Origin of the sequence: Faecalibacterium gallinarum, assembly GCF_022180365.1 — a bacterium.
Lineage (GTDB): Bacteria > Bacillota > Clostridia > Oscillospirales > Ruminococcaceae > Faecalibacterium > Faecalibacterium gallinarum.
In genome coordinates this window covers 41,096-51,016 of sequence record NZ_BQKV01000003.1, presented here as the reverse complement: position 1 = coordinate 51,016, position 9,921 = coordinate 41,096, and the positions used below count along the sequence as shown (strand labels likewise).

General features: G+C 63.6%; 9 protein-coding genes and 1 tRNA gene. 4 read left to right on the top strand and 6 right to left on the bottom strand.

What is annotated here, in order from left to right; translation table 11 throughout:
- Positions 1-73: 73 nt before the first annotated feature.
- Positions 74-667: a hypothetical protein gene (locus JCM17207_RS00530; protein ID WP_238315502.1), complete on the top strand. Its 594-nt coding sequence runs from the start codon at positions 74-76 to the stop codon at positions 665-667.
- Between the two features lie 200 nt (positions 668-867).
- Here the strand turns inward: JCM17207_RS00530 and JCM17207_RS00525 are convergent, their stop codons facing one another.
- The 5 genes from JCM17207_RS00525 to JCM17207_RS00505 all read right to left on the bottom strand — a co-directional run bounded on the left by JCM17207_RS00525 (position 868) and on the right by JCM17207_RS00505 (position 5,366).
- Complete coding sequence (locus JCM17207_RS00525; RefSeq protein ID WP_238315501.1) at positions 868-1,473, bottom strand: dipicolinate synthase subunit B; 606 nt, start codon at positions 1,471-1,473, stop codon at positions 868-870.
- Positions 1,470-2,285 (bottom strand): NAD(P)-dependent oxidoreductase, encoded by an 816-nt coding sequence (locus JCM17207_RS00520; protein ID WP_238315500.1) that lies wholly within the window; start codon positions 2,283-2,285, stop codon positions 1,470-1,472. Before JCM17207_RS00520 ends, JCM17207_RS00525 begins: the two co-directional genes overlap by 4 nt.
- Before the next feature lie 299 nt (positions 2,286-2,584).
- On the bottom strand, positions 2,585-3,190 hold the full coding sequence (locus tag JCM17207_RS00515; RefSeq protein ID WP_238315499.1) for an ECF transporter S component: 606 nt from the start codon (positions 3,188-3,190) through the stop codon (positions 2,585-2,587).
- Positions 3,191-3,469: 279 nt separating this feature from the next.
- On the bottom strand, positions 3,470-4,459 hold the full coding sequence (locus tag JCM17207_RS00510) for a Gfo/Idh/MocA family protein (RefSeq protein ID WP_238315498.1): 990 nt from the start codon (positions 4,457-4,459) through the stop codon (positions 3,470-3,472).
- Positions 4,460-4,475: 16 nt separating this feature from the next.
- Positions 4,476-5,366, bottom strand: coding sequence for a type III pantothenate kinase (locus JCM17207_RS00505; RefSeq protein WP_238315497.1), 891 nt, complete (start codon positions 5,364-5,366; stop codon positions 4,476-4,478).
- Positions 5,367-5,604: 238 nt separating this feature from the next.
- Between JCM17207_RS00505 and coaBC the strand changes: the two genes are divergently transcribed.
- The 3 genes from coaBC to JCM17207_RS00490 all read left to right on the top strand — a co-directional run bounded on the left by coaBC (position 5,605) and on the right by JCM17207_RS00490 (position 8,853).
- Positions 5,605-6,804: a bifunctional phosphopantothenoylcysteine decarboxylase/phosphopantothenate--cysteine ligase CoaBC gene (coaBC, locus tag JCM17207_RS00500; RefSeq protein ID WP_238315496.1), complete on the top strand. Its 1,200-nt coding sequence runs from the start codon at positions 5,605-5,607 to the stop codon at positions 6,802-6,804.
- Between the two features lie 488 nt (positions 6,805-7,292).
- Positions 7,293-8,663, top strand: a complete 1,371-nt coding sequence (gene murC, locus JCM17207_RS00495) for a UDP-N-acetylmuramate--L-alanine ligase (RefSeq protein ID WP_238315495.1) — start codon at positions 7,293-7,295, stop codon at positions 8,661-8,663.
- A gap of 114 nt (positions 8,664-8,777) precedes the next feature.
- Positions 8,778-8,853: transfer RNA gene (locus JCM17207_RS00490), tRNA-Val, on the top strand.
- 104 nt (positions 8,854-8,957) lie between these two features.
- Here the strand turns inward: JCM17207_RS00490 and JCM17207_RS00485 are convergent.
- Positions 8,958-9,887, bottom strand: a complete 930-nt coding sequence (locus JCM17207_RS00485; RefSeq protein ID WP_238315494.1) for a DUF6291 domain-containing protein — start codon at positions 9,885-9,887, stop codon at positions 8,958-8,960.
- Between the last annotated feature and the right edge of the window lie 34 nt (positions 9,888-9,921).

Genomic DNA, 9,921 nt, shown 5'->3' with positions numbered 1-9,921 from the left:
CCCCCCCCCCCCGAAAATATGTTATAATTAGCTCACATTTTATGCACTTTGCACAAAGACTGGAGGTTTCACCATGAAAAAATTGAAGCGCATTTTTTCCGCCCTTCTGATCGGTGCCATGGCCCTGACCTTGTTGGTCGGATGCGGCGGCAGCGGCGGCTCTACCGGCTCTTCCGTCCAGTACATGGACGAGAGCTCTGCCGCCCTGAATACCTTTATTGCCAGCGGCGAATCCTGGGCCAGCGGCGGCCCCATCGACATCATTGAAAATGAAGCCCTGCGCGAGCTCACCGACAAGTGGGCTGAAGAAGCCTCGTTTGCTCTTAGCAGACTCTGCGATCCCAATGCGGGCGGGGAGGATGGCTTTATTGAAAACTATCTCAAGCGCCCGTTTGATGCCCGCTGCGAAAACGTTCTGAGTGCGGAAGGTATCCTTAATGATGACACAAATCGCATGGATACCGGCCTTATGATTATCGGGGCCGAAGATCTCCCGGAAAGCGAACTGAACAATGCTCTTACCCAGTTTTTCAAAGATCAACAGCACATTGGAGAGAATCAAATCCCCAGCGGCGTTGCTCTGCACGTCTATCTGGTGACCGACGCCACCAACGAATACCAGAAAGCCTGGATCGCCTTCCTGGTCGTGACTGGCTCCAACAAGTAATTCCTTACATTCTCGCACAGAACAACAATACTATACTTAACACCGCCGCAGCGCCATCCGCCTGCGGCGGTGTTTTATTCGCGCTGTACGTTGGGCGGGGGCCGCTACGCCCGAGTCGCGGCAGTCGCAGGTTTCATCGCGCCTTAGGTGCAAGATGTAGGTGGGTTTAAAATAACTTATTCACTATTCACCCTTACTTCTTACCTCAAACTGCGGAGCACCGGCTGAACCTGCCGGCCCGCAAAGGCCGCCTCCAGCGTGTCGGGCAAAAGGGTGAGGTCCGCTTTCAGGCTCTGGGGTTTGTTCACCCAGTCGTCCTGCAAAAAGGGCACGAAGTAGTAGTGTTTGCGGTTCATCAGCCGGGCGATGTTCTCCGCCGAGGCCCCCAGGCCGTCGTTGGTGGAAACGGCGATCACCACCGGGCACCCCACCCGCAAAAGGCTCTTGGCCGCCAACGTCACCGGCGTGTCACTGAGGCCCGCCGCCAGCCGGGCCAGGGTGGTGCCGGTGCAGGGGGCGATCACCAGCGCCTGGGCCAGGCCTTTGGGGCCCAGGGGCTCCACCGCCGTCAGGCTGGCCCGCACCGGCTGGCCGGTGATCTCCTCCAGTTTATCCTTCCAGTCGGCGGCCTGGCCGAACCGGGTGTCCAGCCCCGCCGCCGAAAAGCTCATCACCGGCAGCACCTTCCACCCCGCCGACACCAGCCGGGCCGCCTGGGGCACCGCCGCCTCAAAGGTGCAAAAACTGCCGCACATGGCAAACGCAATGGTTCCCCGGCTGCCGGGCCGGGTGTTCTCCTGTTTCATCCCTCTGCCTCCTCCTTCTGTGCCGGGCCCTCCCGCCCGGCCAAAATCCCCAAAACCGCCCGGGCCACATACTCCCCCGCGCTCTCGGGGGCGCACCGGCCCGGCAGGCTCAGCGCGTGGATGGCCTTATGTCCCAGGGCCGACGCCGCGGCGAAATCCGTCCCCCCGGGCTTGCTGGCCAGGTCCACGATCAGACTGGCCGGGGGCAGCCGCCCCAGCACCGCCGCCGTCAAAACCGGAGCGGGGACGGTGTTCACCACCGTGTCAAACCCCGGGGCCAGTTCTTCCAGCCGGGCGATCTCCGCCCCTTTGGCCCCTTGAGCCTCGGCCAGGGCTCGCTGGGCCGGGCGGCGGGCCGCCACCGTGACACGGGCCCCCAGGGCCGTCAGCCGCACCGCCAGCGCCTGGCCCACCGGGCCGTAGCCCGTTACCAGAATCGGCGAGCCCCAGAGGGTCCGGGGCCGCTCGGCCAGCAACATCCCGATGCAGCCCTCCGCCGTGGGGATGGCGTTTAAAATGGTCAGCTCCTCCCGGGCGAAGTAGTCCACCAGCTCCACCCCGGCCCCGGCGGCCAGAGCCCGGGCCGCCGCCGAGGGTTTGCCCCCCAGGGCCAGGGCCCCGGGTTTGGCCGCCCGCAACAGCCCCGCCAGGCCCTCCCGCTCGGCGTCCAGGGGCAGGGGCAGCAGGATATAATCCGCCCGGGGCACCTGCTCGGCCCCGCCCACGGCATACCCCGCCTTTTCCAGCGCCCGGCCCGCGGCGGCCTGGCGGGGGTCAGACCCCACCACCGCAAACAACTTTTTCCCTTCCATCTCGCTTCTCCCCTTTTCCCGGCTGTTTGGCGTTTTGCTCTGGGCCATCCTATGCGGGGGCGGGGCGGGGTGACAATCTTTTTTAGGGAAGAGTGAATAGTGAAGAAGTATCGGGCGCGGTTGATCCCCCAGCCCACATAAAACCCTAGGGGTTCGCAGGGCCCGCGGCTGTCGCGGCGCGAGCCTTCCGGTTTCCGCCAGGTTACGGCGCGAATAAAAAAGCGGGCCCGAAGGCCCGCCGGAATCGATGTTTTGTGTAATATATAAGGTTCAGCCGCCGCGCCCATCTTTTGCGGGGCTTACTTCAGATACTTTGCCACCGCCCGGGCCACCACGCCGCCCAGGATGCCGCTGACCAAAAACTCAGCCACGCCCTGGATGCCCACCAGCAGCACCACGAACATCAGGGGGTTGGCGGCGCCGTTCTTGGCCACCAGGCCCTGGACGTAATCGCAGTTGTAGAAGGCCAGCACAATGTACCCCATGAAAAACAGGGTGTTGAGGGCGGGGGCCATCATGGCGCTGAGGATGTAGCTCCAGCCGCCGGCCTGGTCGGCTTTCCGCAGGGCGGCGAAGATCAGGGCCACGCACAGGCCCATGAGCATCCGGGTCACCACGCAGAGGATGAAGGTGTGCACCGGGCTGACCTGGAACAGGGCGCTGGTCATGGCCGAGCCGCCGGTGATGGCGTCGTAGAAGCTCACCGCGCCGAACACGCCGCCCAGCACCAGACCCGCCACCGGGCCCATGGCGATGGCGCCCACCGCGATGGGCAGGGTCAGAAAGCTCATGTACAGGGGGCCCATGGGCACGCTGCCCAGGCCGACGGCTTTCATCACCAGTTCGATGGCCACCAAAAGGGCCAGACGGGTGAGCATCTTAAGGTCCATTGCTTGTTTGTTCATTGTAAAATCCTCCTGCTGCCGTTCCGCCCTAAAATGTCGGATACGGCGCAAACCTGCCCGCCCAAAACGGGGCGGGAATCGTTTTTGTTGTACGGACAAATCCGGATATAATTTGATAGATGGGCTCGGTGCTTTTCAGACAAAGTGACCTTGCCTGCAAAGCCTAATAAATGGGGGCCGCCAAGGCGAGCGCCCGCAAAAAGATAAATCGCGGTTAAAAACTTAGGGTTCGCAGCCGTTACAGCTGCCGCGGCTCGGGCCTTACGGTTCCCGCTAAAGTTACGGCGCGGTTGAATCGTTGGGGAATACAATGCCAGCCGACTGGCGGGCCTGGGTCAAAACACGGCTGACAGCCAGGCTGGTGTCCAGCATCCGGCTGCACAGCTCCTGATCCCCCGACTTGATGGCCCGGGCGAAGGCCTCGAACTCCGCCGCCTGGCGGGGGCGTTTGCCGTTGAGGCTGAAATACTCCTCCTTGCCGCTGTTCAGGTGGAGGGTCACCACCCCGCAGAGGTTGGCGGTGGTTTTCTGGAGCAGGTAGCCCTTGGTGCCCTGGATGACGTACCGGGCGGGGGCGGCGCAGTCCTTGGCGGCGATGCAGACCGCCTTGAACCCCTGGTAATCCAGGCTCAGGATGCCGCTGGTGTCGATGCCCCGGTCGAGGTTGGCCGCATACCGCACCTGCCGCGGCGCGCCGAAGAGGCCCACCACATAGCTGATGTTGTAGACGTTCAGGTCCATCAGGGCGCCGCCGGCACAGGCCGGGTCAAAGACCGGCGGGGTCTCCCCCGCGCAGAAGGCGTCGTACCGGCTGGAATACTGGCTGAAATTGCAGTGCACCAGCTTGACAGAACCGATCCGGGGCAGCAGCTCCCGGATCTTCTGGTAATTCTCCAGGTACTGGGTGGTCATGGCCTCGAAGAGGAAGAGCCCCTTCTTCCGGGCCAGGGCCGCCAGCTGTTCGGCCTCGGCGTCGGTGGCGGCCATGGGTTTTTCCACGATCACGTTCCGCCCGGCTTCCAGGGCCTTTTTGGCATAGGGCGCGTGGAGGTGGTTGGGCAGGGCAATGTAAACGGTGTCCACCGCCTCCAGCATGGCCGCGTAGTCGGTGAACTGCCGGGGGATGTGGTAGTCGATACAGAGCTGGGTGGCCAGCTGGGCCGAACGGGGGGTGCTGCACAGCGCCGCCAGCTCCACCGCCGGGCTCTGGGCCAGCCAGGGCAAAAATTCCTTGACGATGGCGCCGGTGCCCAGGATGCCTAGCTTCATCTATTGTTCCTCCTTCTCATGCACAGGAGGCGGCCGCCGCGTTCTTCCGGCGCGCCCCGCGGGGGCGGCTGAGGCGCGGCTTGCCGCCAGCGGGTTCCTGCCCCCGGGCCGGGCCGGGGCCCGAGCGGCGGCGGGGGGCGTTGAGCTTATAGAGCAGCGCCAGCCCTTTCAGCAAAAGCTCCGGGTCGTAGGTCAGGGGGTGGCGGCAGAGGGGGGTGACATACTTGGCCAGCCCTCCGGTCACCACCAGGGAGACCGGTTTGCCCAGCTCCTCCTCGATCCGGGCGGTGATCCCGTCCAGCAGGACGGCGGTGCCCAGCACCGAGCCCGAGAGCATGCACTCCTCGGTGTTGGTGCCGATGGCGTGGCGGGGCTGGCTCAGATGCACCTGGGGCAGCTGGGCGCACCGCTCCCCCAGGGCTTTCAGCCCGGTGGAGAGCCCCGGGCAGATCACCCCGCCCCGGAACACCCGGTGTTCGTCCACTACATTAAAGGTGGTGGCGGTGCCCAGGTCCACGGTCACCACCGGCAGGGGGTAATGGGCCGCCGCATAGGCGGCATCCACCAGCCGGTCTTTGCCCACGGCGGCGGGGTCGGGCACCCCCATGATCAGCCCGGTGCGGATCTCGGGCCCCACGATCACCGGTTTTGCGCCGCCGGTGTAGTGGCGGGCGCACTCGGCCAGGGCCCCGGTGATCTGGGGCACAACGCTGGTCAGCACCGCCCCCTCGAACCGGACCGGCCGCTCCGGGTGCTTGCGGTGGGAGAAAATCTTTTCCATCTCGGCGCGGTACTCCGCCGCCGTGCGAGTGCGTACCGTGTCCATGTGGGCCACAAAGCATACACGTCCGTCCCGAATGCCCCCGAGGGCGACGGTGGTGTTGCCTATATCAATGGCTAAAATCATTCTGTTTATAACCTCCGGGTCATCCCCTGCCAGGGGGCAGGGGGCTTGGGTGTTTTTCCGTTTTTCCCAAAGTGTACACCCTATTTTACCGCATTTTGCCCAAAGACACAAGATGCCCCGCCGGGGCCGCCAAAGATTTTGTTGTTTTGCCGGGCGGATTGGTTTATACTAGGGGCAGCATTGGCATTTCCGCCCCAATCGGGGGGAAACGCGAAACCGATCCGGGAGGTTTTTGGGAATGGATCTGAAAGGCAAATGCGTCCTGTTGGGCGTTTCGGGCGGGATCGCCGCCTACAAAATGGCAAATGTGGCCAGCGCACTGAAAAAACTGGGGGCCGACGTGGAGGTCATCATGACCCGCAACGCCACCCAGTTCATCACCCCGCTGACCTTTGAGACACTCACCGGCCACAAGTGTATGGTGGACACCTTCGACCGGGATTTTAAATTTGAAGTCACCCATATTTCCCTGGCCAAAAAGGCGGATGTGATCCTGGTGGCCCCGGCCACCGCCAACGTCATCGCCAAGATGGCCCACGGCATCGCCGACGATATGCTGACCACAGTGGTGCTGGCGGCGGGCTGCCCGAAACTGGTCTCCCCTGCCATGAACACCGGCATGCTGGAAAACCCCATCACCCAGGACAACCTGGCCACGTTGGAAAAATACGGCTTTACCGTGATCCCCTCCGAGAGCGGGCTGCTGGCCTGCAAGGACGTGGGCAGCGGCCGTCTGCCCAAAGAAGAGGTGCTGATCGACTACATCTGCCGGGCCATCGCCAAGCCCAAGGACCTGGCGGGGCTGCGGCTCACCGTCACCGCCGGGGCCACCCAGGAGGCCCTGGACCCGGTGCGGTATCTCACCAACCACTCCACCGGCAAGATGGGCTACGCCATCGCCCGGGCGGCGGTGATGCGGGGGGCCAAGGTCACCCTGATCCACGGCCAGACGGCCCTTGACCCGGTGCGTTTCGCCGAGGATGTGCCCATCGTCTCGGCCCAGGAGATGTACGAGGCGGTGGCGGGCCGGTTCGACGAGACCGACGTTTTAATCATGGCTGCGGCCGTGGCGGACTACCGCCCCGCAACGGTGGCCGGGGACAAGATCAAGAAGTCCGACGGGGAGATGAGCATTCCCCTAGCCCGGACGGCGGACATCCTGGGCACCCTGGGCCCCAAAAAGACCCACCAGTTCATCTGCGGCTTTTCCATGGAGACCCGAGACCTGATCGAGAACTCCTCGGCCAAGCTCCATAAAAAGAACCTGGACATGATCGTGGCCAACAACTTAAAAGTCGAGGGAGCCGGCTTCGGGGTGGACACCAACGTAGTGACCTTTGTGACGGGGGACGGGGTGCGGCAGCTGCCCCTCATGAGCAAAGCCGACGTGGCGGACGCCATCCTGGACGAGATTCTGGCCCGGCGGAGCTTATTTTAACCCACCCACCCGCCCTTTAGATGTTCCCCCGGCCCTACGGGCCCGCCCCCAGGGGGCTCTAAGCGGAGAGCGGCTTCCTCCAAGGGCCGCCGCCCGGATTTGCCCATCTGTCCCCGCCAAGACATCCCACCACGCGGTCTGTAGTGGCGGGGCCAGCTGGTCAAACCGTTCGGCTGCCTGCCCGTCGGGTCCGCAGCCGGTACAGCTGCCGCGGCGCGGGCGTTTTGGTTTACACCAGGTTACGGCGCGGTTAAAACTGCCGCGGCGCGGGCCTGCCGGTTTCCATGCAAGCAAGGGCGCGAATGAAAAAGCGCGGATGAAAATTGTGGATTTGGCACAAAAAGTTTTTCCCGCCCCGTAGGTTTTAAGAAAAATTATGGCAAACCTGTTTATTTTGTCCGCCAAAAAATATATAATAAGGATATTACCGGGTAGTATTGCGCAATCGGCCGCGCCGGGCTGGCCGTAAAATAGGGAGGTTCACTCTTATGTTTTTTTCCGATTACAACCAGCACCTGCTGGATAATGTAAAAAAGATCCACTTCATCGGCTGCGGCGGCAGCGGCATGTATCCCCTGATCCAGATCCTGGCCTCCAAGGGGTACGAGATCTCGGGCAGCGACGTGCTGGAGGGCAGCATCATCGAGTCCGAGCGGGCCATGGGGGTCAAAGTCACCCTGGGCCACGACGCGGCCAATATCACCGGGGCGGACCTGGTGGTGTATTCGGCGGCCATCCCCAAGGATAACGTGGAGCTGGCGGCGGCGGGTTCCTACGGCATCCGCACCGTGGAGCGGAGCGTCCTTCTGGGCTATGTGAGCCGCCTGTATAAGAGCAGCATCTGCGTCTCGGGCACCCACGGCAAGACCACCACCACCGCCCTCATCACCACCGCCCTGGAGCTGGCCGGGCGGGACCCCAGCGCCGTCATCGGCGGCAAACTGCCCCTGATCGGCGGCTACGGCAAGGCCGGCAAAGGGGATGAAGTGGTCATCGAGGCCTGCGAATACGCCGAGACCTTCCTCAAGCTGACCCCCTATCTGTCGGTGGTGCTGAACATCGACAACGACCATCTGGACTACTACGGCAGCATGGGCGAGCTGAAATTCGCTTTCAAGCGGTTCTCCCTCATGACCCAGTTCATGATCTTCGCCAACGCCGACGACAAGAACACCATGGACGTCATGTTCACCCTGAACCGCCGGGTCCGCACCTTCGGCATCGAGCACAGCGCCGACTACCAGGCCGTCAACGTCCAGGAGTATAAGCCCGGCTTCTATGAGTTCGACCTCAAGGAGTGGGACAACGAGAGCGGCCACATCCGCCTGGCCATCCCCGGGCGGCACAACATCTACAACGCCCTGGCCATGTGCGCGGTCTGCCGCCTGCTGGGCCTGACCATCGAGCAGTGCGCGGCCGCCGCCGCCGACTTCAAGGGCGCGGGCCGCCGGTTCGAGGTCTACGGCGAGTGCAACGGCGCTCTGGTGGTGGATGACTACGCCCACCACCCCACCGAGCTGCGGGCCACCCTGGAGACCGCCCGGAAACTGGGCTACAAGCGGGTCATCGCCGTCCATCAGCCGTTTACATACAGCCGCACCAAAGCGCTGTTGAACGACTTCGTGGATGTTTTGAAACTGGCGGACGTCACCGTCCTGACCCCGATCCTGGGCAGCCGGGAGCCCAACGACCCCACCATCTCCAGCGCCAAACTGGCGGAGAAGCTGCCGGGTTCCGTCCTGGTGGACAGCCTGGAAGCTGCCGCCGACTGGGTCAAGGCCAACGCCAAAGAGGGCGATCTGGTCATTACCTTAGGCTGCGGCGACGTCTACAAGGCCAGCAAGATGATGGTGAAGTAACCCCCCCAAACAACAGACAATCCCCTCAGGGCGCCCCCCTGGGGGATTTTTTTGCAGAAAAGGCTTGCAATCCGCCGCCGGATGTGGTATAATTTCTGAGTCGATACGGCATCTGGACGGTTAGCTCAGCTGGTAGAGCATCTGCTTGACGTGCAGGAGGTCACAGGTTCGAGTCCTGTACCGTCCACCAGAACACCCGAGGGGATTTCCCCTCGGGTGTTTTTTTGCCTTTTTCTGTGTAAAGCGGGGGCCGCCGGTTTCTGCCGCCCGGCCAACGATCCCAAACGGTTTTTGTCAGGGCAGCTTCTCATACACCGGCTCGGCGGCAGCGTCCCGCCGCTTGCGGCGGAAGGGGCGGGTGGCGGCGTCCGCCAGGAAATCGTGCCCGCTGGGGGTCGCCCGGTCCACCCGCAGGCCCCGGCCGCTGCCGCTGTGGGCCGCCTGGAACTGGTCCAGAGTTTTGCACCCCCTCGCGGCGCACTGGTCCAGGCTGCTGCGCAGATAGGCCAGGGGCGCTTTGGGCTGATGCTCCGCCGTCCGGCGGATGACCTCCGCCAGCACCCCCTCCTCGATCCCTTTGGCCCGGCTCTCGGCCAGCAGCTGGGTCAGGGCCGGCAGCGCCCCCTCCCCCAGCCCCAGCCGGGCCCAGAGGGCTTCGGGGGTCTCGGGGGCCGCCTTTAAAAAAGCCAGGCAGCTGTCCAGGGTGGCCATCGGCTCGGCCGGGTCCGGCCCCGTCCCTTCTCCCGGAAAAAATTCCGGCGTCCTCCTCGTCGTCCTCTCCTCCCCTGCCTCAGGGGCAGGACCAGGATGAGGATCAGGCTCAGATTCAGGGACAGGTTCAGGATGAGGATCAGGGACAGATTCAGGGACAGGATCAGGATCATGTTCAGGCGATTTTGCCGACTTTTGCCGTCCGGCCTCGCCGGTGGGGTCCGGGCTGCCCCATCGCTTGCGGTTGGTGACCTCGGCGCCTTTTCGCCCGGCCTCCCGGCGCTTTTCGCAGGTCTGGCGGTACTTCTCCTGGTCCCGGCCGATCTGGGCCGACAAAAAGCTGAACGCCATCGCCACCAGCCCGTCCCCGATCTCGGCGGGGGCGGGGGATCGGCCCTCGGCGGCAAAGTCCAGCAAAAGCCGGAACAGCTGCCCCGCCTGGGCGTCGGACATCATCCCGATGTGCCGCCGGGCGTCGCAGTAAAGAATAAAGCTCTGTTTTTCCTGGGGCATGGGTTTTCCTCCTTTTTTGCCTTTTCTGTGGAAA

Excerpts from the sequence above, each read along its gene's own strand:
- JCM17207_RS00515 (WP_238315499.1), bottom strand. The coding sequence starts at position 3,190 with ATGAACAAACAAGCAATGGACCTTAAGATGCTCACCCGTCTGGCCCTT.
- coaBC (WP_238315496.1), top strand. The coding sequence starts at position 5,605 with ATGGATCTGAAAGGCAAATGCGTCCTGTTGGGCGTTTCGGGCGGGATC.
- JCM17207_RS00485 (WP_238315494.1), bottom strand. The coding sequence starts at position 9,887 with ATGCCCCAGGAAAAACAGAGCTTTATTCTTTACTGCGACGCCCGGCGG.
- JCM17207_RS00525 (WP_238315501.1), bottom strand. The coding sequence starts at position 1,473 with ATGAAACAGGAGAACACCCGGCCCGGCAGCCGGGGAACCATTGCGTTT.
- JCM17207_RS00510 (WP_238315498.1), bottom strand. The coding sequence starts at position 4,459 with ATGAAGCTAGGCATCCTGGGCACCGGCGCCATCGTCAAGGAATTTTTG.
- JCM17207_RS00530 (WP_238315502.1), top strand. The coding sequence starts at position 74 with ATGAAAAAATTGAAGCGCATTTTTTCCGCCCTTCTGATCGGTGCCATG.
- murC (WP_238315495.1), top strand. The coding sequence starts at position 7,293 with ATGTTTTTTTCCGATTACAACCAGCACCTGCTGGATAATGTAAAAAAG.
- JCM17207_RS00520 (WP_238315500.1), bottom strand. The coding sequence starts at position 2,285 with ATGGAAGGGAAAAAGTTGTTTGCGGTGGTGGGGTCTGACCCCCGCCAG.
- JCM17207_RS00505 (WP_238315497.1), bottom strand. The coding sequence starts at position 5,366 with ATGATTTTAGCCATTGATATAGGCAACACCACCGTCGCCCTCGGGGGC.